20 protein-coding genes and 1 pseudogene are annotated in these 25,481 nt (G+C 49.7%); 5 read left to right on the top strand and 16 right to left on the bottom strand.

Going from position 1 to position 25,481, the window contains the following annotated elements; translation table 11 throughout:
- Positions 1-10: 10 nt before the first annotated feature.
- Positions 11-1,519, bottom strand: coding sequence for a glycerol kinase GlpK (gene glpK / locus FFT88_RS13655; RefSeq protein WP_130206616.1), 1,509 nt, complete (start codon positions 1,517-1,519; stop codon positions 11-13).
- Between the two features lie 22 nt (positions 1,520-1,541).
- Positions 1,542-2,387 (bottom strand): glycerol uptake facilitator protein GlpF, encoded by an 846-nt coding sequence (glpF, locus tag FFT88_RS13660; RefSeq protein ID WP_130206614.1) that lies wholly within the window; start codon positions 2,385-2,387, stop codon positions 1,542-1,544.
- A 424-nt stretch (positions 2,388-2,811) separates the two neighbouring features.
- On the opposite strand from glpF, the gene zapB reads away from it, so the two are divergent.
- Complete coding sequence (zapB, locus tag FFT88_RS13665; protein WP_001296623.1) at positions 2,812-3,057, top strand: septal ring assembly protein ZapB; 246 nt, start codon at positions 2,812-2,814, stop codon at positions 3,055-3,057.
- 252 nt (positions 3,058-3,309) lie between these two features.
- On the opposite strand, the pseudogene FFT88_RS13670 reads toward zapB, so the two are convergent.
- The 8 genes and pseudogenes from FFT88_RS13670 to priA form a co-directional block, all read right to left on the bottom strand.
- A pseudogene (locus tag FFT88_RS13670) lies at positions 3,310-3,985 on the bottom strand (hypothetical protein).
- Between the two features lie 59 nt (positions 3,986-4,044).
- Positions 4,045-4,530 carry a ribonuclease E activity regulator RraA gene (gene rraA / locus FFT88_RS13675; protein WP_135403680.1) on the bottom strand — a complete coding sequence of 162 codons (486 nt, stop codon included), beginning with the start codon at positions 4,528-4,530 and terminating at the stop codon, positions 4,045-4,047.
- 92 nt (positions 4,531-4,622) lie between these two features.
- A complete protein-coding gene (gene menA / locus FFT88_RS13680) occupies positions 4,623-5,549 on the bottom strand; it encodes a 1,4-dihydroxy-2-naphthoate polyprenyltransferase (protein WP_135385237.1) in 927 nt (308 codons plus the stop codon).
- A 66-nt stretch (positions 5,550-5,615) separates the two neighbouring features.
- Positions 5,616-6,947, bottom strand: coding sequence for an HslU--HslV peptidase ATPase subunit (gene hslU / locus FFT88_RS13685; protein WP_001293348.1), 1,332 nt, complete (start codon positions 6,945-6,947; stop codon positions 5,616-5,618).
- Between the two features lie 9 nt (positions 6,948-6,956).
- Entirely contained in the window at positions 6,957-7,487 is a 531-nt protein-coding gene (gene hslV / locus FFT88_RS13690) for an ATP-dependent protease subunit HslV (RefSeq protein ID WP_000208242.1), read from the bottom strand.
- Between the two features lie 92 nt (positions 7,488-7,579).
- On the bottom strand, positions 7,580-8,539 hold the full coding sequence (gene ftsN / locus FFT88_RS13695; RefSeq protein WP_130215266.1) for a cell division protein FtsN: 960 nt from the start codon (positions 8,537-8,539) through the stop codon (positions 7,580-7,582).
- Between the two features lie 91 nt (positions 8,540-8,630).
- Positions 8,631-9,656 (bottom strand): DNA-binding transcriptional regulator CytR, encoded by a 1,026-nt coding sequence (cytR, locus tag FFT88_RS13700; protein WP_130215268.1) that lies wholly within the window; start codon positions 9,654-9,656, stop codon positions 8,631-8,633.
- Between the two features lie 155 nt (positions 9,657-9,811).
- On the bottom strand, positions 9,812-12,010 hold the full coding sequence (priA, locus tag FFT88_RS13705; RefSeq protein ID WP_135403679.1) for a primosomal protein N': 2,199 nt from the start codon (positions 12,008-12,010) through the stop codon (positions 9,812-9,814).
- Between the two features lie 203 nt (positions 12,011-12,213).
- Here priA and rpmE point away from each other — a divergent pair, with 203 nt between their 5' ends.
- Positions 12,214-12,426, top strand: coding sequence for a 50S ribosomal protein L31 (gene rpmE / locus FFT88_RS13710; RefSeq protein WP_000710769.1), 213 nt, complete (start codon positions 12,214-12,216; stop codon positions 12,424-12,426).
- A gap of 81 nt (positions 12,427-12,507) precedes the next feature.
- Here rpmE and FFT88_RS13715 read toward each other — a convergent pair whose 3' ends face one another.
- Genes FFT88_RS13715 through FFT88_RS13725 form a run of 3 tightly spaced genes read right to left on the bottom strand, consistent with a single transcriptional unit; the run spans position 12,508 to position 16,969 of the window.
- Positions 12,508-13,770: a sigma-54 dependent transcriptional regulator gene (locus tag FFT88_RS13715; protein ID WP_130215272.1), complete on the bottom strand. Its 1,263-nt coding sequence runs from the start codon at positions 13,768-13,770 to the stop codon at positions 12,508-12,510.
- 2 nt (positions 13,771-13,772) lie between these two features.
- A complete protein-coding gene (locus FFT88_RS13720; RefSeq protein WP_135403678.1) occupies positions 13,773-15,740 on the bottom strand; it encodes an ATP-binding protein in 1,968 nt (655 codons plus the stop codon).
- Positions 15,737-16,969 carry an ABC transporter substrate-binding protein gene (locus FFT88_RS13725; protein WP_135403677.1) on the bottom strand — a complete coding sequence of 411 codons (1,233 nt, stop codon included), beginning with the start codon at positions 16,967-16,969 and terminating at the stop codon, positions 15,737-15,739. Before FFT88_RS13725 ends, FFT88_RS13720 begins: the two co-directional genes overlap by 4 nt.
- Before the next feature lie 871 nt (positions 16,970-17,840).
- On the opposite strand from FFT88_RS13725, the gene FFT88_RS13730 reads away from it, so the two are divergent.
- Positions 17,841-19,226 carry an MFS transporter gene (locus FFT88_RS13730; RefSeq protein ID WP_130206592.1) on the top strand — a complete coding sequence of 462 codons (1,386 nt, stop codon included), beginning with the start codon at positions 17,841-17,843 and terminating at the stop codon, positions 19,224-19,226.
- Between the two features lie 139 nt (positions 19,227-19,365).
- Here FFT88_RS13730 and FFT88_RS13735 read toward each other — a convergent pair whose 3' ends face one another.
- Together FFT88_RS13735 and metJ are read right to left on the bottom strand one after the other, a co-directional pair.
- Complete coding sequence (locus FFT88_RS13735; RefSeq protein ID WP_135403676.1) at positions 19,366-19,974, bottom strand: YiiX family permuted papain-like enzyme; 609 nt, start codon at positions 19,972-19,974, stop codon at positions 19,366-19,368.
- 183 nt (positions 19,975-20,157) lie between these two features.
- Positions 20,158-20,475, bottom strand: a complete 318-nt coding sequence (gene metJ / locus FFT88_RS13740; protein WP_000852812.1) for a met regulon transcriptional regulator MetJ — start codon at positions 20,473-20,475, stop codon at positions 20,158-20,160.
- A gap of 276 nt (positions 20,476-20,751) precedes the next feature.
- Between metJ and metB the strand changes: the two genes are divergently transcribed.
- Positions 20,752-21,912, top strand: coding sequence for a cystathionine gamma-synthase (metB, locus tag FFT88_RS13745; RefSeq protein WP_135403675.1), 1,161 nt, complete (start codon positions 20,752-20,754; stop codon positions 21,910-21,912).
- Positions 21,913-21,914: 2 nt separating this feature from the next.
- Positions 21,915-24,347 carry a bifunctional aspartate kinase/homoserine dehydrogenase II gene (gene metL / locus FFT88_RS13750; RefSeq protein ID WP_135403674.1) on the top strand — a complete coding sequence of 811 codons (2,433 nt, stop codon included), beginning with the start codon at positions 21,915-21,917 and terminating at the stop codon, positions 24,345-24,347.
- Here metL and FFT88_RS13755 read toward each other — a convergent pair.
- Entirely contained in the window at positions 24,311-25,441 is a 1,131-nt protein-coding gene (locus FFT88_RS13755; RefSeq protein WP_130215282.1) for a cytoplasmic protein, read from the bottom strand. The genes metL and FFT88_RS13755 overlap by 37 nt on opposite strands.
- Positions 25,442-25,481 lie beyond the last annotated feature (40 nt).

A 25,481-nucleotide genomic window follows, 5' to 3' on the forward strand; every position in this document is an offset into this window, starting at 1 on the left:
GTGCCTGACATTACTCGTCGTGTTCTTCCCAGGCCATCGCGCGTTTGACCGCTTTTTTCCAGCCAGCGTAACGGTAATTACGCTCGGTGGTTTCGATGCCAGGACGGAACTCGCGTTCAATCACCGCTTTCTCTTGCAGTTCGTCGAGATTTTGCCAGAAGCCAACCGCCAGACCAGCAAGATAGGCCGCACCCAACGCAGTCACTTCGCGAACTTCCGGGCGCTCAACGCGCGTGCCGAGAATATCGGACTGGAACTGCATCAGGAAGTTATTCGCCACCGCGCCGCCGTCCACGCGCAGTGCGTGCAGACGAATACCGGAGTCGGCCTGCATTGCTTCCAGCACGTCACGAGTCTGATAAGCGATAGATTCCAGCGTCGCACGGATGATGTGGTTGGCGTTCACCCCACGCGTTAAGCCGAAAATGGCCCCGCGCGCATACGGATCCCAGTAGGGCGCACCCAGTCCGGTAAACGCCGGAACGACATACACACCATTGGTGTTTTGTACTTTAGTGGCAAAGTATTCGGAATCGTAGGCGTCGTTAATCAACTTCATTTCATCGCGCAGCCACTGAATGGAGGCGCCCGCCATAAACACCGCACCTTCCAGCGCGTAGTTTACTTCTCCGCTCGGGCCACAGGCGATGGTGGTCAGCAGACCGTTTTCTGATTTCACTGCTTTCTCGCCGGTGTTCATCAGCATAAAGCAGCCGGTACCGTAGGTATTCTTCGCCATCCCTTCTTTCACGCACAACTGGCCGAAGAGTGCTGCCTGCTGGTCGCCCGCAATCCCGGCGATCGGAATACGCGTGCCGCCTTTGCCGCCAATGTTGGTCTGACCGTACACTTCGGAAGAACGACGTACTTCTGGCAGCATCTCACGCGGGATATCCAGCGCGTCGAGCATTTTGTCGTCCCAGTCCAGAGTATGGATGTTGAACAACATGGTACGAGACGCATTAGTGTAATCAGTGACGTGAACGCGGCCCTGAGTCATTTTCCAGATAAGCCAGGTATCAACCGTACCAAACAGCAGTTCACCACGGCGAGCACGCTCGCGGGAGCCTTCCACATGGTCGAGGATCCACTTTACTTTGGTACCAGAGAAGTACGGGTCAATCACCAGACCGGTGTTGTTACGAATGTACTCTTCCATGCCGTCACGCTTGAGATGCTCACAGATCTCGGCGGTACGACGGCACTGCCAGACAATAGCGTTATAGATAGGCTTGCCGGTTTCTTTTTCCCAGACGATGGTGGTTTCACGCTGGTTCGTAATACCGATAGCTGCAATTTGATCGGAATTAATATCTGCTTTCGCCAGCACTTCTACCAGTGTGGAGCTTTGGGTGGCCCAGATTTCCATTGGGTCGTGTTCTACCCAGCCTGGTTTTGGGTAAATTTGCTCAAATTCGCGCTGTGACACGCTAATGATATTGGCATCGTGATCCATCACGACCGCGCGGGAGCTGGTGGTGCCCTGGTCGAGCGCAACGATATATTTTTTTTCAGTCATGTTTAATTGTCCCGTAGTCACATTACAGCGAAGCTTTTTGTTCTGAAGGAGTTGTGATCTCCTTTTCTTCCACAACACAGATATCGCAAGGCAAATGGCGACCAATCAGTTTGCGGTAGGCGAATGCACCAACAATCGCGCCAACGATAGGGCCAAAAAGCGGCACCAGGAAGTAAGGAATGTCTCTGCCGCCGGTAAAGGCGACATTGCCCCAGCCCGCCAGCCAGGCAAAGGCTTTCGGACCGATATCACGTGCTGGGTTCATGGCAAAGCCCGTTAATGGACCCATAGATGCGCCAATGACCGCAATCAGTAGACCAATCAGCAGGGGAGCCAAAGGGCCGCGCGGTACGCCGTTACCATCGTCCGTTAACGCCAGGATCAGCCCCATCAGAATAGCGGTAATCACCATCTCAACTGCGAAGGCCTGCACAAAATTGATATGAGGATTAGGATAAGTAGAGAAAGTACCCGCCAGATCAACACTTTCGACGCTTCCGCGAACAATATGATGGGTCTGCTCGAAGTCGAAGAATAAATTGTAGTAAAGCCCGTAAACTAATGCCGCAGCGCAGAAAGCACCGGCGACTTGTGAAACGATATAAGGAATAACCTTGCGCTTGTCGAAACAGGCAAACAGCCACAACGCAATGGTGACAGCTGGATTAAGATGTGCACCGGAAACCCCTGCGGTTAGATAGATGGCCATCGCCACCCCCAGCCCCCAAATAACACTGATTTCCCACTGACCAAAAGACGCGCCAGCGACTTTAAGTGCAGCAACGCAACCGACACCGAAAAAAATCAACAACCCGGTACCGAGGAATTCAGCAATGCACTGGCCTTTCAAGGTTGATGTTTGACTCATAATCGGATCCTGAAGAGTTAATGTTTGTTGTATGCGTGAAAGTCACGGACCTCCACGATGCTTGTAGGCATGCTGTTAACTTATCGTTAACGAGCGAAAACGAGAAATATCGAACTTAAAATGTGTGTGCTTCGTCATAAAATGAGCGTTATCGCGCTATTAATTTCATCTGTTTATACATGATGCATGTTTGTTAGATCATTCGTGCAACAATTTTGTTAACATTTTCGATTGGTGTGGATTATGTCACCAGGAGAAGGATGAAAAGTGTGGCAAACCGTAATCTACAAGGCGTGCCGCTGGACAGCGATGGCGCGGCTTCATACAATCGGAGCTAACTAAAATGCGCTCGTATTTATTAAGGCGTCACCGGTAATCGGGACGAGGATTTTTATCCATCAACGCCTTGCAATTCAGGAGAGGTATGACGATGTCATTAGAAGTGTTTGAGAAACTGGAAGCAAAAGTACAGCAGGCGATTGATACCATCACTCTGTTGCAGATGGAAATCGAAGAGCTGAAAGAAAAAAACAACTCACTGTCGCAGGAAGTTCAAAATGCCCAGCATCAGCGCGAAGAGCTGGAGCGTGAGAACAACCATCTGAAAGAACAGCAGAACGGCTGGCAGGAACGTCTGCAGGCCCTGCTGGGTCGTATGGAAGAGGTTTAATCTCTTCCACGCAGAGGCGCCGCAAGGCGCCTTATTTTTTTACTTCTGTGTTTTTTGAGCGAATGCGCATAAAAGACCTGACACAAGCACGGGACGTAATAGTGACCACAGAAAGACTGAACTGATATATTCTCCAGCCATGCCAGGGACCCCGTACCACAGATTGCTATGCTGAAGGTGACTAAGAAAAACAACTAATATCCATAGTATTAATAAGATAATGCATCTCGTATCAATAATATATCAATCAGATCATTGACGGGCAGAAAGCATCATTTTCATTACTTCTTCTTGATATTCGTCCAAATAATCTGGGTCGATGGCTGCGACCAGTTGTATCAAATTAGTGTTATCCAGTAGAGTCATGAAAATAGCATGTCTTACTTTGCCATCACTCATTGTTTGCACTCCTTCCTGATAAGCGCAGGCAAATCCCTGAACATCACAAACATGCATTTCTGCAGTTCCGTTTTGAGTCGCGGTAAGTTCCTCGATTGAATGTACACCGAGTTCATTTTGTGAGAAGGCAACAATAGCTAAAATAGCATGGGCATCCCGAGTCACCAGGGTTGGTCCTTGTTTTACTATATTGGCAACCCACTGTTTGCTCGGAACCGTGACGGTGATACCTGGCCCCGAGAAAGTATAATCCCATGTGCTGTGTCGTTCCCACACCGTATAGCTGCTATAGATAAGAAATAATCCCATTAACCAACAAGTGCCGCGAATAAAGCTGCGGCCGCTTCTTTTTTTTTATCGTTATACAGATGATTGTGGCGATAATAAATGATAGGGCAAGTGGGTTAAAAAATACGTTAGCAAAATATAAAATCATTTCACCGGTGTTGCCAGATAAAAAGAATTTATAGCGGAAATGGTTAACGGCTATAAGAAATAAATATAAAATTAAAAGAATAATATTTTGCATGAATACGTCCATGTATAAAAAAGGGGAATTTAATTCCCCTTTTAACGCATGGCAGAGAGTTATTCAATATCCAGCGGATCTTCAGAAAGAATAATCCCGGTATTGTCGGCATAGAGATGGTCGCCGGAGAAGAAGGTGACGCCGCCAAAATTGACGCGGACATCGCTTTCGCCAATGCCTTCGCCAGCGGCACCAACCGGAATTGCCGCCATCGCCTGGATGCCGATGTTCAGTTCTTCCAGATCATCTACCTGACGCACCGCGCCGTAAATGACCAGGCCTTCCCATTCATTTTGTACTGCCAGACGCGCCAGTTCAGCATCGACCAGTGCGCGACGAACAGAACCACCGCCATCGACGACAAGGACACGACCACGGCCATTCTGTTCGAGCAGATCGTACAGCAACCCGTTGTCCTCGAAACATTTTACCGTGATGATTTGTCCGCCAAACGACGCCCGTCCACCAAAGTTGGAGAACAGCGGTTCCACGACGTTGACATCTTCTTGATAGATGTCACAAAGCTCGGAAGTATCGTATTTCATAGGCTTAACATTCAGTTGCTGCGAGAATTTTCAGTATATCGCGCTATGTGGGTTGTTGGCAAAATCATCAATTGTTAATTGATATTTGTCAGTTATGTAGCCCACTGGCTTAAGAATATTCCCAAAACAAACAGCAGGTTAGTTAGTAATGCTCCTTTGACGGTGCGTTCCAGCATCGGACGCATCGCCACCGGGTCCATTTCACGCATCACATAACGGGCTTGCTTTACCAGCAACGGTGCTGCCAGCAGGAACAGCCAACCCCACAGGCTATGCAGTGAAAAGAGATTAAACAGCGCCAGACACACCAGCGAGCCCATCAGCAGGCAAGCATGGTAACGACGGGCGTTCACTTCACCTAAGCGCACTACCAGTGTGTTTTTGCCATTCTCGCGGTCGCTATTGATATCGCGCAGATTGTTAATATTGAGCACCGCCGTTGCCAGCAGACCACAGGCCGTTGCCGGAAGGATCAGCGCCGGAATCAGCGTATGCGCCTGCAAATACCAGCTGCCCATCACACTCAACCAGCCAAAGAACACCAGTACGGAAATATCACCCAGGCCGATATAACCATAAGGACGATTGCCCACGGTATAGGTGATAGCGGCGATAATTGATAACCCACCAAGAATCAGGAAGCCGACAAAATCAGCCAGGTTATGACACGCCACTGCGACCAGCGCCAGTCCAGAGAGGCAAATGAGCACGACGGTAATAATGAGCGCCCGTTTCATCTCTTGCTGGGTAATGACCCCTTTTTGCATGCCGCGCAGCGGTCCAATACGGTCAGGTTTGTCGCTACCTTTGACAGCATCACCGTAGTCATTGGCGAGGTTAGAGAGGATCTGTAATAGCCCGGCGGTAATGAGTGCCAGCAGAGCGACCAGCGGATCGAAGTGACCTTGCCACCATGCCAGCGCTGTCCCGACGATAATTGCAGCAAAGGCGAGGGGGAGGGTTTTAGGTCGTAAACTTTCCAGCCACGCCTGAGTTCGGCTAATTTGTTGTTCAGTCATAATACGCGCCAATAAAAATGGGGCCTTTCAGCCCCATCAAACAATGATGAAAATGATTGAACGCGATTATAGGATAAAACGGCTCAGATCTTCATCTGCCACCAACGCATCCAGATGTTTGCTCACATAATCTGCGTCAATAGTGATGGTTTGACCGCTTAAATCGCTGGCGTCGTAGGAAATCTCTTCCATCAAACGCTCCAGAACGGTATGTAAACGACGCGCACCGATGTTTTCGGTAGATTCGTTTACCTGCCATGCCGCTTCTGCAATGCGTTTGATACCGGAGTCGGTGAACTCAATATTCACGCCTTCGGTCGCCATCAGTGCTTTGTACTGCACGGTGATAGAGGCATTCGGCTCGGTCAGAATACGCTCAAAGTCGCTGGTAGTCAGGGCCTGCAGCTCAACGCGGATCGGCAGACGACCTTGCAGTTCTGGGATCAGGTCAGACGGTTTCGCAACCTGGAATGCACCAGAAGCGATGAACAGAATGTGGTCTGTTTTGACCATCCCGTGTTTGGTGGAAACGGTGCAACCTTCTACCAGCGGCAGCAGGTCACGCTGAACGCCTTCACGAGAAACGTCCGGGCCGGAGGATTCGCCGCGCTTACAGATCTTGTCGATTTCGTCGATGAACACGATCCCGTGCTGTTCTACGGCGTCGATAGCGTCTTGCTTCAATTCTTCCGGATTTACCAGTTTCGCCGCTTCTTCTTCAATCAGCAGCTTCATGGCGTCTTTGATTTTCAGCTTACGCGCTTTTTGCTTCTGACCGCCCAGGTTCTGGAACATAGACTGCAGCTGACTGGTCATCTCTTCCATTCCCGGAGGCGCCATAATTTCAACGCCCATCGGTGCTGCGGCAAGATCGATCTCGATTTCTTTGTCATCGAGTTGGCCTTCACGCAGTTTTTTGCGGAATGCCTGACGGGCAGCGGACGGTTCCTGCTGCTGTTCGGTCTGTCCCCAGTTGTTTTTAGCCGGTGGGATCAGCACGTCGAGAATACGTTCTTCTGCCAGTTCTTCAGCGCGATAACGGTTTTTCTCGATAGCTTGTACACGTACCATTTTCACTGCGGCATCGGTCAGGTCGCGAATAATAGAATCGACTTCTTTACCTACATAACCGACTTCGGTGAATTTGGTTGCTTCAACTTTGATGAACGGCGCGTTCGCCAGCTTAGCCAGACGACGGGCGATTTCAGTTTTACCGACGCCGGTCGGGCCGATCATCAGAATGTTTTTCGGGGTCACTTCATGGCGCAACTCTTCGTTGAGCTGCATGCGGCGCCAGCGGTTACGCAGTGCAATCGCCACGGAACGCTTAGCGTTATCCTGGCCGATAATGTGCTTATCAAGTTCGCTGACGATTTCGCGTGGGGTCATTTCAGACATGGGAGATCCTTACGCTTTGTAGCTTAATTCTTCGATGGTATGGAAATGGTTGGTATAGATGCAAATATCGCCTGCAATATCCAACGCCTTTTCAGCAATTTCACGGGCGCTAAGTTCTGTGTTTTCTAACAGAGCGCGTGCCGCAGCCTGGGCGTAAGGGCCGCCGGAGCCGATAGCAATAAGATCGTTTTCTGGCTGCACCACGTCACCGTTACCGGTGATGATAAGCGAAGCGGTTTCGTCCGCGACCGCCAACAATGCTTCAAGTTTGCGCAACATGCGATCGGTACGCCAGTCTTTTGCCAGCTCAACTGCCGCTTTAACCAGATGGCCCTGATGCATTTCCAGTTTACGTTCAAACAGTTCGAACAACGTGAAGGCATCCGCCGTGCCGCCGGCAAAGCCTGCGATCACTTTATCGTTATACAGGCGGCGAACTTTTTTAACGTTGCCTTTCATTACGGTGTTACCCAGTGTGGCCTGACCATCACCGGCGATTACTACGTGGCCATTACGGCGTACGCTTACTATAGTTGTCACGAGCAGACCCCTTGGTTAGGAATACAGAATTCAAGCCCCGCACAATTGTGCGGGGCATAATGCAAGTATAGATGGGGGAGATTTTGAGGGTTTCAACCCCCGGTGGCGAGCCGAATGCAGTTTGTATGGCCTGCCATCTTCAAACGATTGAGGGTGTTGTCAGCGTTCTCTTTGCCTTTCACCGGCCCGATGACCACACGATTCCAGCCATTGTTGGTGGTAATTTTCGAGTCAAAGCCTTCGAAAGCCAACTGCGCACGTACAGTCTCAGCCTGTTCAGCACCTTTAAATGAACCGCACTGAACCATCCAGCGACGTTCATCTTTCTTCTCCGCTGTTGGTTTCGGCGCTTCAGCCGCGCGTGCTACTGGTGCGGCCTGCTGTGGCTTCGGCTGCGAGGTTGTATGCGCAGGCGTTTGCAGCAGATCCTGGTACGGTTGCTGGGTAGAAGCCGGTTTAGACTGGCGCGGTTGCGCCTGTACCGGCGCGGCTTGCGACGTACGCGTCTGTTGCTGCCAGCTTTGCTCGGTCGTACGCGACTGCTGAGCCAGGCGTTGCTGTTCCGCTAACTGCTGCGCCTGACGCTGGCGTTGCAGCGTTTGCTGGCGCTGTTCCGGCGTCTGCTCATTCCACGGGACTTCGGCAAGCTGCGTTGGTTGCTGACGCATATCAGCCTGCATTTGTTCAAGAAGCTGGCGCTGCTCCGGGGTCAGCTGATCCGGCGTTTTCACTTCGCCGCCAGCAGACGGTTCTGTTGGCGCACGCACGCCCGGCTGGCGACTTTCCAGCTCTTTAATGTAGCGCCAACGTTCTTCCGGTTTCGGAGGTAGTCCGTTTCCGGTCACTTTCTGGCTTTGCAGCGTCTCAGACTCTTCTTTCTTGTGGTGCGTAATGAAGTACAGACCCCCGATAAAGGTCACAAGAACGGCTGCAGCAATAGCGACCATTGCGGGAGAAACCGCAGGCATATTTCGTTGCTTTTTCCGTGAGGTGCTCTTTTTTCGCCGCGAAGGTGCCGGTTGGCTGCGGCGTACATAATCTCGTTGTGCCACTATCGTTTCGCTGTATTTATTCGTTCGTCAGCCCGCCATGTTACTTAAGCGGCGGGCCTTTGACCAGTCACGGAAGCCTTAAAGGTTTACTTTAAGATAACGTGCGCGTCGATCCCCGGATAATAAGCTCGCAGTCCATTAAACGTGAGCCGCTTCCGACCGTTTGCCCCTGCATTTGATCAAGCAGTAACAGCATAGCTTCCCGACCAATTTCGTAGCGCGGCTGTGCAATGGTTGTCAGCGGCGGATCGCAAAATTGTGTCAGGTCGATGTTGTCAAAACCGATTATGGAAAGGTCGTCAGGGACTTTCAGCCCCTGGCGTTTCGCCTGAGAAAGTGCGCCGAGCGCCATTACATCGCTATGACAGAAGACGGCAGTTGGCGGTTGCGGAAGGTCGAGCAGCTGTTGCATGGCTTTACTTCCGGCTTCGAAGGTGAAGTCGCCCCGGGCGATATATTGCGGATCAACCATAATGCCGCAGCGACGCAGTGCCTGAACGTAGCCTTGTAGACGGTAGTGACACAATGGCATCTCTTCGGGGCCGGCAATACAGCCAATCAGTTTATGCCCTTGTTCATACAGATAATTTACGGCATCAAAGGCAGCGGTCAGGTTGTCGATATGAACCGTAGGCAGTTCCAGCTCTGGTGCGAATTCGTTCGCCATCACCATCGGCGGCAGATTACGTTGTTCCTCTATGCTTGCATCAAACGGCAGCCTTGAACCCAGCAGCAACATGCCATCAATTTGCTTGGTGATGATCAAGTCGATAAAGGTCTTTTCCTGCTGATTTTGGTGTGCGCAGTCGCCAATCAGTACCAGATATCCATGACTTGCCGCCGTGACTTCGATACCGCGAATAATTTCGCTAAAGAAGGGGTCGCAGATATCCGGGACAATCACCAGAATCGTTCGGGATTCATTACGCTTAGCGTTACGCCCCAGTGGCTGCGGAAAATAACCCACTTCCCGGGCCGCTTTTTCAACCCGATTACGGGTGGCCTGGGAGACTTTATCTGGATTCATTAATGCTCGGGAGACGGTCGCTGTAGAGACTTTTGCCTTCAGGGCAACGTCTTTCATGGTTGCGGCAGTTTCCTGCTTCTTCACTTTCACACTCACTCCTCGCCTGGCACGTCAGGCGTACTACATCCGTGTTTACTTCATATCGGCAACATTTTTAGCAGATAGCGCGTGAAAACGGTTACAGAATTTTCATGAAAAGTGTGATGAATATTTAATTTTTCGATCCGCCTCGCATCGTTAGCGGTTTAACCCTCAATAGGATCGACATCCAGCACCCATTTCACTTTTCGTGAATCTGGTATTGTATTAATAAGCGCCAGCGTACCGTTAATGATGTGCTGTAAACGCACGCGGGAAGGGTGTTGTAGCAGGATCTGCCAGCGCCAGCGACCGCCACGTTTGGGTGCCAGTGCCGGAACCGGGCCGAGAACCCACAATTTGTCATCCGCCAGTGGGCTGGAGAGAAGCAGATTACGCAACTGTTGCAGGAACAGCGGCGCGTGCTGATTGTTATGATCCTCCGCACGCACAATCACATGGCTGGTCCACGGCGGCAGTTGCATCATTCGCCGCTCGGCCAACGCCTGTTCCGCAAAAGCGTCATAACCTTTATACAGCAAGGTTTGTAAGAGAGGATGTTCCGGATGGTGCGTTTGCAGCACCACTTCGCCTTGTTTACCTGCGCGTCCGGCACGGCCTGCCACCTGGGTGTATAGCTGGGCAAAACGCTCCGCCGAGCGAAAATCGGCAGAAAACAGCGCGCCGTCCACGTCCAGTAATGCAACCAGCGTTACATCCGGGAAATGGTGACCTTTCGCCAGCATTTGCGTGCCAATCAAAATTCGCGCGCCGCCGCGATGCACTTCTGCCAGCTGCTGCTCCAGCGCGCCTTTACGGCTGGTGGTATCGCGGTCGATACGTGAAATGGCTACACCAGGGAAAAGCGGCGCTAACGTCTGTTCAAGTTGTTCTGTTCCCAGACCCACCGGCACCAGATGGGTAGAGCCGCAGGACGGACACTGGCGCGGTACTGGACGCTGACTGTCGCAATGATGGCAGCGCAAATGCTGCTGCGCCTGATGCAACGTGTAGTAGTGATCGCAACGTGGACATTCGGCAATCCAGCCGCAGTCGTGGCACAGCAGTGCAGGCGCAAAACCACGGCGGTTAAGAAAGAGAATGACCTGGTTATCGGCCTGCAAATGCTGGCGCATACGGGTGATTAACGCCGGAGCCAGCCCCGCCTGCACCTTCTGACCTTTTAAATCCAGTACATGTTGAATTGCCGGACGCGCATTACCCGCCCGACGTGTCAGGCGCAGCAGGCGGTATTTTTTCTGCTGCACGTTGCATAGCGTTTCGAGTGCGGGCGTTGCCGAGCCGAGAATTATCGGGATTTGCTCGCTGTGCGCGCGATATACCGCCAGGTCGCGGGCATGATAGCGCCAGCCTTCCTGCTGCTTGTAGGAACTGTCGTGCTCTTCATCGATAACAATCACACCGAGATTTTTAAATGGTGTAAACAGTGCGGAACGGGTGCCAATCACAATCGCCGCCTCGCCATTTTTCGCTTTCAGCCAGGCCGAAAGGCGCTCACTGTCATTCAGGCCGGAATGCAGAACTTCCACTGGCGCATTAAACCGTTCACGAAAACGGGCGATCGTCTGGGGTGTCAGGCCGATTTCCGGCACCATCACCAGCGCCTGCTTGCCCTGAGCGAGCACGTTTTCCAGCACGCTCAAATAAACCTCTGTTTTACCGGAACCGGTAACGCCCGCCAGCAGCCATGCGGAAAAGGTATCCGCTGCGCTATGAATTGCGCCAACGGCGGTGGCTTGTTCGGTATTCAGCCGTAGACGTTCGCCAGTAACAGCATAGTTCGTTCGCCAGTCGCTAAATTCCGGCGTTTCGCTTGCCAGCTCGCAAAGACCTTTTTTGCGCAGCGCCTGTAGTGCGGCATCGTTGAATTCAAGTTCCGCTACCTGGTCACGCCAGATTTTCCCTTGCCGCAACGCCGCCAGCGCCTGTTGTTGCTTAGGCGAACGTTTCAGGCTGTTGATATCCACCGCCTGGCCTTGTTCGGTAGCAAACCAGTACCACATGGGCGCGTTCGCCGCAGGCCGCCCCTGGCGCAGTAAAATCGGCAAGGCATGAAACAATACATCGCCAATTGGATGATGATAGTAATCCGCCGCCCAAAGCAGTAAGCGCCAGACGGAACTGGAATAAACGGGTTCACTGTCCAGCACTTCTACTACGGTTTTCAGTTCGTTGAGCGGCAACTCGCTGACGTCGCTAACTGACACGACAATCCCGATGCGCTCCTGCTGTTTGCCAAACGGCACGCGCACGCGACACCCGGCTTTAACCGTCATACCTTCTGGCAGGAGATAGTCAAAGGTGCGGGGAAGCGGAACGGGCAAGGCAACGTGGGCAACGGGCATAGCATCATCCTGACTTGAAATTCGGTGGAACAGTATACACATTGCGGTAGAGGAGTGCGGATCAGTTTGCATACGCTGGTTAATTTCTGTATGATTCGGCGCCTTTGATACGAAATGATCGTATTGAAACTATACTTTAAACATCGCGTGGTGTCTGGCGTTAGGGCTGGAAGAGCGACGCGGCCTTAAACCGAGGTTTTCCCATGAAAAAAGATATTCACCCGAAATACGAAGAAATTACTGCTAGCTGCTCTTGCGGTAACGTAATGAAAATCCGCTCCACCGTTGGTCATGACCTGAACCTCGACGTGTGCAGCAAGTGCCACCCGTTCTTCACTGGCAAACAGCGTGATGTTGCTACCGGTGGCCGTGTTGACCGCTTCAACAAGCGTTTCAACATCCCGGGCAGCAAATAAGACCGGATTTCCGAAAAAAGCGCCGAACGGCGCTTTTTTTGTGCCTGAAAACTTTCATTAGCAGGATAATGTATTGGATCTTTATCTTTCCTTTACATCGCGAAAATCCATTTTATCAATACCGTATTTTTTCATGCGCAAATACAGCTTTTTTCTGGGGATCTGAAAGTAATCGGCAACGTCGTTGATACGTCCCTGGAAGAAGTTGAGTGCATCAATAATTATTTGTCTTTCATAGCTTTCTACACGTTCATCAAGTGGTGTTGGATCAGCATCCATCATCTGCAAACTGACTGAATCGTCCAGCATTAAAACACCCACAGCCACCAATTCTGCTGCATTTATTAATTCAATGATATTACCGGGCCAGGTTCGCGCCATCAGTCGTTTATAAAACGTTTTTCCCAGCAGCGGTTGTTGGCGGTTTAATCGTTTACAGGTGAGAGTCAGATAATGGTGAAAAATAGGCTCAATATCCCCCGGGCGTTGACTTAGCGGTGGGCATTCGATGTGGGTAAGTGAAAAAAGAAAATACAATGCGGGAATAATTTTTTGTGTGGCGGCAAGTGCAGCCAGAGGGCTTTGATTAACAACAATCAGACGAAACGATCGATCCTGTGGGCGTTCCTGGAGTTGAATCAAGAGACGCTGATTTTCTTGCGTTAAATATTCAAGTTCTTTTAATAACAGCGTGCCACCTTTTGCTTCTTCCACCCATTCTTCCAGCGGTTGCTGACTATTAGCGCTGAGTGTGCGTTCAATTAACGGCCTTTCCTTGCGAGAACTAAATTGGTGAAGATAATGGGCGGCTAATGTTCTGCCGGTTCCAGGTTCGCCGTAAAAACAGACGGGAAGATCGGTTTCTGCCAGAGTTTCAAGCTGCTGACGCGTCTGACGAACCCAGCCACTGTTACCAATTAAGTGCCGATTAAATTGCGCTCGTCGCCATTTTTTTTGTTCCAGATAATCTTCACGCTCTGCCAGCGCTTTCTCGATAAGCGATAAAAATTGTTCCGGATTAATCGGTTTTTGCAGGAAATCCCACGCGCCTTTTTTTACCGCTTCAACGGCCATTGGGACATCGCCGTGGCCGGTGATCATCAGAATGGGAAGATTAGGATCAATCAGCATTATTTTTTCCAGCAGCATAATGCCTGAAATATCCGGCATGCAAACGTCGCATACCACGATTCCTTCCCAGGTATCTTGCAGCAATTGCAGCGCTTCTGAAGGGTTGCTACAGGTACATACTGCATAGCCCTCTTGCTGTAAGAGAGAACTGTAGGCTTGCAGAACATCATTGTCGTCATCAATGAGCAGTATTGTTGGAGTTGTATCTGTCATGCTTAAAGTTTCCTGAAACATAGAATAACCAACGCATGGCGGTCGAGGGTAGACGCAATATATAGCTCTCCCTGGCACTGACGCATAATAGAATGACTAATCGAAAGACCAATACCTAAACCTACAGCTTTGTCAGTCGTAAACGGTGTTAATAGTCGATCAGCCAGAAGCACTGGCCAGCCTTTTCCATTATCAGCAATATAGAGCGTTAACGTGGTGTCTTCTTCTTCAAAGTTAATGGTTATTGTGGGCGGTTTTTCCTGACTGGCTTCCAGGGCATTCGTAAATAAATTAACTAAAACTTGTTGAATCAAAACATCGTCGCCATAAACGGCAGGAAAATTATCCGGGTAGTGAAGAGATGCTTTCAGTGGTCGATGTTTTAATGCCAGAAGCTCCCAGGATGAATAAATTACCTGCTGTAAATTAATTGCTCCGCCTACGAGTTCACTATCGCGTCGGCGGGCGAAGTTTCGCAGTCGTTTAACGATATTATCCATGCGCTCAACCAGCGATCGCATCGTAACGATATAGTTTTTCGCCAAACCAGTGTCTTGTTGCTCTATAGCGCGATTGGCGCTGAACAGGTACATAGATAATGCATTAAGCGGTTGATTGATTTCATGCGCCAGTGTTGTCATTGTCTGCCCAACTACGGCCAGTTTGGCGGTTTGGATCAATTCACTTTGTGCGGTTCGCAGATTTTTTTCTGTCGCGATTCGATCACAGATTTCCTGCCCCAGTTGACGTTGCTGCTGATTAATTTGCTCTATCGTCTGGCGGAGTAGGTTGGCAATTCTACCAAGCTCATCATTGCCGGAGACTGGAATATCTGCATCGAGTTCACCGTTACTTAATTTGACGACGGCATCATTCAGTAAGCGAAAACGGCGGATCATCCTTGGTCGAATGTAGAAGTAATTTACCAGAATAACGAACAGTAAGGCCGTCACCATAGCGGCAAAAATCAGTAGTCCACTGATTTGCATTATTTTTTCTAATCGCAGATTGAAAGTTTGTAGCTGTTGATGGCTATTACCCAGTTGCGTTTCTAATTGGCCGCGTATTTGCGTAAAAACACGCTCTTTATCCCTGATGGTATTCATAAGGGTCTGTTGAGCCTGCTGCCAGGCGGCCAGAGTTCCGGGTAGATAATTTTGCTGTGTACCCAGTTCCCACAGGGAATAAACTGTCTGGTGTAATGTAATAGTGCTGGAATAAGAAGCTAACGACCGCACATTTTCGTCAATGCTATGCTTCAAAAAATCCAGGTATTGAATATGTTGTTTTAACGACTCAGTATCATTGTTATGCGTGTTAAGCATCTCCTTTAAGGTACTGACGATTTCAGTTTCTATATGTGAGAGTTCGAAAACGAGCTGTAACTCGTTTTGAATAGATTGCAGTGCATTTTGCAACCCCTGGTTTTCGTGAAGATCTTTCCGTTGGCTGAGTTGATTGAGCAATGATGATTGTTGCCAACTTAAATCCTGAGTCAGGGAGTTGAGTTCATTATTGAAATCGTCATGCAACCAGTTAACTCTTGACGATATAACGTCGAGTTTTCCGTTTTCCTTATTGTGTTCATTCAATGCCTTATCGAGATTGCCAAGCAATTTGCGACTACTGGCGACCTGTTGGTTAAGCGCACTTTGATGTACTGAATCAAGATGGGGATTAATCGACTGAATTTTTTGTAGCCGTTGTTCAATTTGCTCTCTTACCTGAAGGCGGCTATCGGTGTTGGTTGTCTGTTGTAGCTCATTGAATTCATTTACCAATGCCGTAAGGTTTTCTTCAAAAAGAAATGAAGCCTGAATTCGTGGGAAATAATCGTCAAGTGCGTAGCGAACCTGGGAATTTTGTTCATGCCAGGAATAAAGGCTAACTACACTAACGAATAGCGTAAGAACGGCACTAAAAACAAAGGCGAGACGCAAGCTCGTACCGATAGTATGTAGTTGTTTCACTTTAATGACTCAAGTTGCGTATTCACTAATTGCTGCTGCTGCAGGAAAAACTGCTGCCATGCCATAATCTGGGCTTCACGAAAACCTGATTGCAGTTCGAATTGCTGTAGATATGTAGGATTAACAGACTGTTGCGGAGTAACGGGAACCGCGGTTAATAGTGCGCGCACCTCTGGCAATGTCCGCTTAAGTCGATGTTCTGCGGCATATAATGCTTTCCAGCTTTTCTGAAGCTCGGTAAGGCGAAAAGTAATCGCATAATCAAATAACAATTGCACAAGCTTTTGGCGTTGCATGATCAACGGGTAATCAAGCGAAGGAGATGCAAATAACCGCATTTGTTGGTCAGCGAGTGGAGTGCCGGAGGGCAGAGGATATACCGGATACTTCCCTGAATCAGAATCGCTCAGTGCTTGCTGGCCTTCCTGACTCAACAAGAAATCAATAAAACGTCCCGCCTCTTGTGGATGATTACTGCCTTCTGTAATGGCAATAAACATAGGCGCTGCGCGCGAGTTGGGGAAATAGCTGAAACGTAAAGTTGAATTATTAAGCAGTACGTTAGCGTAATTGTCGATTACCGGACCAGCGTCCCCCAGTCCTGTACTGATCTTATTTGCTACGCCGAAGCTACGTGATGAAATGGTGGCGAGATTACCGCCTATTTTCAGTAGTGTACTCCAACCGCTATTCCATCCTTGTTGTTGCAGAAGATCTTCAATCATCAGATGAGTCGTATCTGAACGAGAAGGACTGCTCATTAATAGCGTTCCTTGATAACGCGACTTACTTAATTCCTGCCATGATGTTGGCACAGGCTCTTTTTTGTCTTCCAGATGCGCCACATTGATAAGAATGCCGTAGCCCGATATGGCAACAGCAACGGTGGTTGAACGAATGGATTCCGGTACTAACTTTCTACTTGTTTCTATTTGATTATTAAATGGCTGGAGCAGATTTTTACTTTGTAACCGCTGTAGCAACATAGGGGATGAACTCAGTACCAGATCAATATTTTCACCCAATGGATTTTCCAGCAGGCGCTCAATAGATGCACTGGTTCGGTTGAGCGTACGGATTTTGGTTGCCTGTGGTTGCTTTTGCCATTGACTGATAATGTGCTCTGTCGCTTCCGAAGAAAGCGTTGTAGCAATCACTAATTCATGCGCTGAGGCAACGCTGATATATAAAATCCAACAGATTAGTGCTCTTTGCATAATGCAAATCATGTCAAAAATCCCATTAATAAGAGATAAATTCCTGGGCTGTAATCCATGTTGTTATCCATTAGTTAACATAAGCAACGAACTTTAAGCCATATGTTTTTGTATTTGTAAATTATCATTAATTCGGCAAGCAACCAGCATTACTATATCCGCAAGTGACTGTTACGGAAATGTGCATTAATTAATTTCCACATTTTCGCTCTCAGATTCAGGTTCTGACTGTATAGCAGTAAAAAATGAAATTTGTTATTGGCGGCTTCAGCCCATTTTTTTACCCGTTGAGGATGGTAATAACAAGCACTATCGTGAATAGGGTCATCTGCGGTGGCCTGATGCAGACTTAGCGCCTCAGTAATTATGACGGAGTTCCAGTCTTCAGAAACCATAAAAAAAGCTTTAATTCGATTACAAATCCGCGTGTTACGACGGGTATCCTGAAGGTGTTCAGACTCTGTTTTTTGTTGTGGGGTGATGAAGGTTTTCATGTTGTGCAGCATGGTTCTCTGGCATAACAAGAACAAGTATCTTCAATGATCCCGATTATAGAGGAAAAATATGTGATTGAACTCAAAAAATGAAAATTTTAATAAAACTAATTTTTTTTAAATTGGGCCTGTTGTAACACGTTAAGGTTTAAATAATAGCCATGTTGCATTTTCTAAAATCAAATATGGGCAAGAAATGGAACATGGGATTTGTTTTTTTGAGTCAGTTTTGACTCATTTGCCCTGTATTGTAACTTAAACTCTCTTGCTTCACTATCTTCAAAACTCACTAAGTAAAGGCTTTTAAAATACTCTTCAGAGAGTAGTAATGAGCATTGCTATGAATATTATTATTTGATTAAACAACACTATGAACTGGAAGGTGATATATGCTTTCTTTATTGAAACCTAAAGTGGCAACACATAAGGTTCCTGAAAGTGAAGTGAAAAGTACCTATAATCGTTACCGTATGCAGGCGTTATTCAGCGTATTTATCGGTTATCTTTCGTATTACATTGTCAGGAATAACTTTGTTCTCTCTACACCGTATTTAAAACAAGAGCTTAATCTTTCTGCGACGCAAATAGGGCTGTTAAGCAGTTGTATGCTGATAGCCTACGGTATTAGTAAAGGGATAATGAGCAGTCTGGCGGATAAAGCTAATCCCAAAGTATATATGGCAGTGGGTTTAATACTTTGTGCTCTCGTTAACGTGGCGCTTGGTTTTAGTTTCGCATTCTGGATGTTTGCAGGACTTGTCATTCTGAATGGTTTCTTTCAGGGAATGGGTGTTGGCCCGTCATTTATTACGATCGCCAACTGGTTTCCTCGTAAAGAACGGGGCATCGTCGGTGCGGTCTGGAATATTTCGCACAACGTGGGTGGCGGTATTGTTGCTCCGATTGTTGGCGGTGCATTTGCTGTGCTGGGGACTGAACACTGGAAAATAGCAACATATGTTATTCCAGCGATTGTCTCTGTTGTCATTGCTATCGTGGTACTGATGTCAGGTAAAGGTTCACCGGTAAGTGAAGGTTTGCCGCCATTAAACGAAATCGTTCCGGACGACGTCAGCATTAAAGCAAAAGATGATCGTGCGCCGGAAGATATGACTGCCTGGCAAATTTTTTGTACCTATGTGCTTAAAAATAAGAATGCCTGGTTTGTCTCTTTCGTTGATGTTTTTGTCTATATGGTGCGTTTCGGAATTATCAGCTGGTTACCTATTTATCTGTTAAGCGTGAAGCATTTTACGAAGACCGAAATGAGTACGGCATTTTTAATCTTCGAATGGGCGGCTATTCCAACGACATTATTTGCTGGCTGGTTGAGTGATAAATTATTTCATGGTCGCCGTATGCCGCCAGCGATTATCAGTATGGTATTGATTTTCTTCTGCCTGTTGGGGTACTGGAAAAGCGATTCTCTACTCTCTATTACTATTTTCGCTGCTTGCGTGGGCTGCCTTATCTATGTTCCGCAGTTCCTGGCCTCTGTTCAGACAATGGAAATTGTTCCCAGTTTTGCCGTGGGCTCCGCTGTCGGTTTGCGTGGTTTCATGAGCTATATTCTTGGAGCGACGCTTGGTACAAGCCTGTTTGGTATTATGGTCGATGAGGTTGGTTGGGATGGTGGTTTTTATCTTCTGCTTGCTGGTGTTATCTGTTGCATCATTTTCTGTACGTTAACGCACTTTGGTGCGATCGCTATGGAAAAACAACGTCAAAATGATGCTGAGACGTATCAACCAGAGCTTCAGACCCAAAAAAGCTAGGTTTTAGGGCCAGTCACGATGTGATTGGCCCACTCGCTTACTTTCATCACCGATTTTGCACCAGTTTGGTTGCGTAAAGCGCATTTCGAGTTATGGCAAAACGCGATTAACGTTTGCAGCGGGAACGACAAGTAATCCATTACCACGAAAACAGCGGCCACTCTTTGGCGACGGTAGTGAGTTGTGGCGCATCGAAAAGGGCTTGTGGCGAAACCACCGTTTCCTCAAGCGGGATATTTTTACCGTAGCGTTCTTTAAGCTTTCCCTGGACCAGCGGGTTGCTGAGATCGAACTCTTTCAGCTTTTGCTGTTCACCCATGCGCATTCCCAGCGCGTTCTGATAAACCTTCCATACAACTTCCGAACAGTACTGACGATCATCGCTCCACGAGAAGCTAAAGTCATACGGTTTGCCGAGATAACGTTTTGCCGTTTGCACCAGTTTTTGCTGTTGTTCGGTATTCAGTCCGCCTTCAACGCGGCGAACAATGTATTTGCCATCTTCACCGTGGGCTATCCATTGTTTGAGCGGGGTGTCTTTCACCGGGCCGACCGCTTCAAAAACGTAGGGCTTTTTGTTGCGTATCACCAGCATACCGGTGTGGCTGTAATCGGAATGAGTTGCCAGTTGGATCGCTTTACTTTGCGATGAGCGAGAGATCTGAAAGATGATGTCGCCGGTTTGCGGCTGCCAGGCAAAGGCAGGTACAGAAACCAGCAGGCTGAGGATCAGCAGCCTGTTTTTCATAGTTAAACGTCCATGTATAAAAAGCGGTGGGTCGCAGACAACGTGCTCGTTGTTTATGCCGGATGCGGCGTGAACGCCTTATCCGGCCTACAAGTTCGTGCAAATTCAATAAATTGCAATATGACGTAGGCCTGATAAGCGTAGCGCATCAGGCGATTCCACTCCGCGCCGCTCTTTTCCGCATTAGTATTCCCACGTTTCCGGGTTAATCCCCATCTCACGCATGATCTCTTTTGCCGCTTCCGGAATTTCGTCGCTGCGCTCTTTACGCAGGTCGGCATCATCCGGCAGAGGTTGCCCGGTAAAGGCATGCAGAAACGCTTCGCACAGCAGTTCGCTGTTAGTAGCGTGACGCAGGTTGTTCACCTGACGACGCGTGCGTTCATCGGTGAGGATTTTTAACACCTTAAGAGGAATGGAAACCGTAATCTTTTTGACTTGTTCACTCTTCTTGCCGTGCTCAGCGTATGGGCTGATATATTCGCCGCTCCATTCAGCCATGAGATACTTAATCCTCTTCGTCAATAAATTGAAACCAGACCACACAATTAATGTGGGTAATGGCCATAAACCCGCATAGTTTACCGTACAGGCGCTACCGTGACATCGTGTAATGCACCTGTCGGCGTGATAATGCATGTAATTTTAACGGTTATTGGGGAATTGCTCAATCTATACGCAAAGAAGTTTAGATGTCCAGATGTATTGACGTCCATTAACACAATGTTTACTCTGGTGGCTGACATTTCACCGACAAAGCCCAGGAAACTTCATCACATGACGCGTAAACAGGCCACCATCGCAGTGCGTAGCGGGTTAAATGACGACGAACAGTATGGTTGCGTTGTCCCACCGATCCATCTTTCCAGCACCTATAACTTTACCGGATTTAACGAGCCGCGCGCGCATGATTACTCGCGTCGCGGCAACCCAACGCGCGATGTGGTTCAGCGGGCGCTGGCAGAACTGGAAGGCGGCGCTGGTGCAGTGCTTACAAATACCGGCATGTCCGCGATCCACCTGGTGACTACCGTCTTTTTGAAACCCGGCGATCTGCTGGTTGCGCCACACGACTGCTACGGCGGCAGCTATCGCCTGTTCGACAGCCTGGCGAAACGCGGTTGCTATCGCGTGTTGTTTGTTGATCAAGGCGATGAGCAGGCATTGCAGGCGGCACTGGCAGAAAAACCTAAACTGGTGCTGGTAGAAAGCCCAAGTAATCCATTGTTACGCGTCGTGGATATTGCGAAAATCTGCCATCTGGCAAGGGAAGTCGGGGCGGTGAGCGTGGTGGATAACACCTTCTTAAGCCCGGCATTGCAAAATCCGCTGGCATTGGGTGCCGATCTGGTGTTGCATTCATGTACGAAATATCTGAACGGTCACTCAGACGTGGTGGCCGGCGTGGTGATTGCTAAAGACCCGGACGTTGTCACTGAACTTGCCTGGTGGGCAAACAATATTGGCGTGACGGGCGGCGCGTTTGACAGCTATCTGCTGCTGCGCGGTTTGCGTACTCTGGTGCCGCGTATGGAGCTGGCCCAGCGCAACGCGCAGGTGATTGTGAAATATCTGCAAACCCAGCCATTGGTGAAAAAACTGTATCACCCGTCGCTGCCGGAAAATCAGGGGCATGAAATTGCCGCGCGCCAGCAAAAAGGCTTTGGCGCAATGTTGAGTTTTGAACTGGATGGCGATGAGCAGACGCTGCGTCGTTTCCTGGGCGGGCTGTCGTTGTTTACGCTGGCGGAATCGTTAGGGGGAGTGGAAAGTTTAATCTCTCACGCCGCAACCATGACACATGCAGGCATGGCGCCAGAAGCGCGTGCTGCCGCCGGGATCTCCGAGACGCTGCTGCGTATCTCCACCGGTATTGAAGATGGCGAAGATTTAATTGCCGACCTGGAAAATGGCTTCCGGGCTGCAAACAAGGGGTAAAAATGAGTGTGATTGCGCAGGCAGGGGCGAAAGGTCGTCAGCTGCATAAATTTGGTGGCAGTAGTCTGGCTGATGTGAAGTGTTATTTGCGTGTCGCGGGCATTATGGCGGAGTACTCTCAGCCTGACGATATGATGGTGGTTTCCGCCGCCGGTAGCACCACTAACCAGTTGATTAACTGGTTGAAACTAAGCCAGACCGATCGTCTCTCTGCGCATCAGGTTCAACAAACGCTGCGTCGCTATCAGTGCGATCTGATTAGCGGTCTGCTACCCGCTGAAGAAGCCGATAGCCTCATTAGCGCTTTTGTCAGCGATCTGGAACGCCTGGCGGCGTTGCTCGACAGTGGTATTAACGATGCGGTGTATGCGGAAGTGGTGGGCCACGGTGAAGTGTGGTCGGCGCGCCTGATGTCTGCGGTGCTTAATCAACAAGGGCTGTCAGCGGCCTGGCTTGATGCCCGCGAGTTTTTACGCGCTGAACGCGCTGCGCAACCGCAGGTTGATGAAGGGCTTTCTTACCCGTTGCTGCAACAGCTACTGGTACAACATCCGGGTAAACGTCTGGTGGTGACCGGGTTTATCAGCCGTAACAACGCCGGTGAAACGGTGCTGCTGGGGCGTAACGGTTCCGACTATTCCGCGACACAAATCGGTGCGCTGGCGGGTGTTTCTCGCGTAACCATCTGGAGCGACGTCGCCGGGGTATACAGTGCCGACCCGCGTAAAGTGAAAGATGCCTGCCTGTTACCATTGCTGCGTCTGGATGAAGCCAGCGAACTGGCGCGTCTGGCGGCTCCCGTTCTTCACGCCCGTACTTTACAGCCAGTATCCGGTAGCGAAATCGACCTGCAGCTGCGCTGTAGTTACACGCCAGACCAAGGCTCCACACGCATTGAACGCGTGCTGGCTTCCGGTACTGGCGCGCGTATTGTCACCAGCCACGATGATGTCTGTTTGATTGAGTTTCAGGTGCCTACCAGTCAGGATTTCAAACTGGCGCATAAAGAGATCGACCAAATCCTGAAACGCGCGCAAGTGCGTCCACTGGCGGTTGGCGTGCATAACGATCGCCAGTTGCTGCAATTTTGCTACACCTCAGAAGTCGCTGACAGTGCGCTGAAAATCCTCGACGAAGCGGGATTACCCGGCGAACTGCGCCTGCGTCAGGGGCTGGCACTGGTGGCGATGGTCGGGGCAGGCGTCACCCGTAACCCGCTGCATTGCCACCGTTTCTGGCAGCAGCTGAAAGGCCAGCCGGTCGAATTTACCTGGCAGTCTGATGACGGCATCAGCCTGGTGGCAGTACTGCGCACCGGACCGACCGAAAGCCTGATTCAGGGCCTGCATCAGTCCGTCTTCCGCGCAGAAAAACGCATCGGCCTGGTATTGTTCGGTAAGGGCAATATCGGTTCCCGCTGGCTGGAACTGTTCGCCCGTGAGCAGAGTACGCTCTCGGCACGCACCGGCTTTGAATTTGTGCTGGCAGGTGTGGTGGACAGCCGCCGCAGCCTGTTGAGCTACGAAGGCCTGGACGCCAGCCGCGCGTTAGCCTTCTTCAACGACGAAGCCGTCGAGCAGGATGAAGAGTCGCTGTTCCTGTGGATGCGCGCCCATCCGTATGATGATTTAGTGGTGCTGGACGTTACCGCCAGCCAGCAGCTTGCTGATCAGTATCTCGATTTCGCCAGCCACGGTTTCCACGTCATCAGTGCCAACAAACTGGCGGGAGCAAGCGACAGCAACAAATATCGCCAGATCCACGACGCCTTCGAAAAAACCGGGCGTCACTGGCTATACAACGCCACCGTTGGTGCGGGCTTGCCGATCAACCATACCGTGCGCGATCTGATCGACAGCGGCGATACCATTTTGTCGATCAGCGGGATCTTCTCCGGCACGCTCTCCTGGCTGTTCCTGCAATTCGACGGTAGCGTGCCATTTACCGAGCTGGTGGATCAGGCCTGGCAGCAGGGCTTAACCGAACCTGACCCGCGTGACGATCTCTCTGGCAAAGACGTGATGCGCAAGCTGGTGATTCTGGCGCGTGAAGCAGGTTACAACATTGAACCGGATCAGGTACGCGTGGAGTCGCTGGTGCCTGCCCATTGCGAAGGCGGCAGCATCGACCACTTCTTTGAAAATGGCGATGAACTTAACGAGCAGATGGTGCAACGGCTGGAAGCGGCCCGTGAAATGGGGCTGGTGCTGCGCTACGTAGCGCGTTTCGATGCCAACGGCAAAGCGCGTGTAGGCGTGGAAGCGGTGCGGGAAGATCATCCACTGGCTTCTTTGCTGCCGTGCGATAACGTCTTTGCCATCGAAAGCCGCTGGTATCGCGATAATCCGCTGGTGATCCGCGGTCCAGGCGCAGGGCGTGATGTCACCGCCGGGGCGATTCAGTCGGATATCAACCGTCTGGCGCAGTTGTTGTAATCCTGAGCCAGAGAAAGCAGTATTTGCGTAACGCGCCCTGCGGAAAGCGGGGTGCTGTGAGTAAATACTGCTTGTTTATGTAGCCAGTGGATAAATTCTCTGCTGGTTGCCAAAGAGAGCATTTCAGCTTTGCTACTCTTTCCGCCCGTTAATGCACATACCATTTTACGATTTTTTCCCTGCTCCCAGAGTTGCCACTGATTTTTCCACCAGCCGTGATAAGTTGTTCCCTGAAAACGCCAGGGCATATTATTGGTACAGTCAGTTATTTCCTCTTCAATGAACCAAATTTCACCTTGCTGTTGGCGAAACAGATCAGCCCAGACCGTAATAATTGCGCCTCTTAAAAAACACTCGTGTGAAATAACATGAGTTTTAACTGTCGGGAATAAAATATTCAGTACTCTGAAATGTCCGTGTGCAGTGATAACCGGACGCAGAATAGCGCCTTTGGCATTGCGCTTGAGCGCTGCGCTGCCATACTGAATTTCATCAAACTGACTGCGGCGTAGAAATTGTGCTTCGCGCATATCAACGCGGTGTACGATATTGCTATCGTATAGCTCTGATTCTGCTTTTCCTTTAAATCGGTAATGCAGACTTTCTCCAGCTTGATGCTGAGTGTAATTAGTAGAGAGATGAAGAATATTTCCGTGAATAGCATCGAAACTCATTAAAACATACAGTTTCTGCCCGCCGCTGGCTCCCTGAAATGGCACCAGAAGAGCAACCGTTTCGATTATTTCGGGAGGCGTTATTTCTTTCTGATATTGTTTGGGCGTCCAGACCTTTTTGCAGTTACGGCATTGAATGCGTTGCGAACCTCGTGGATTGTGACCATAACAAATCGTCTCTGTGCCATAACATACCGGGCAGAAATGGCCCTTTTCAGAGGCCCACGTAGATAAGTGAACTGACAACCAGTCACGAAATTGTTGTTCGTCAAACAACGGTGGGTAGCTTCCACATGCCCGGCAGTGCAATGCTGCATAACCCAGTCGATAGTCAGGCCAGCTGTAATCTGTCGATGTTGACCGTCCTAAATTACGGCAACCAAACGACTTGCAGGCATTAATCGTAAACAGAGTCGACATATATCACCAACGATTTCACAAGGTCGTTGATTTTGTCCGG

It is taken from the genome of Escherichia sp. E4930 (assembly GCF_005845405.1).
Taxonomy (GTDB): domain Bacteria; phylum Pseudomonadota; class Gammaproteobacteria; order Enterobacterales; family Enterobacteriaceae; genus Escherichia.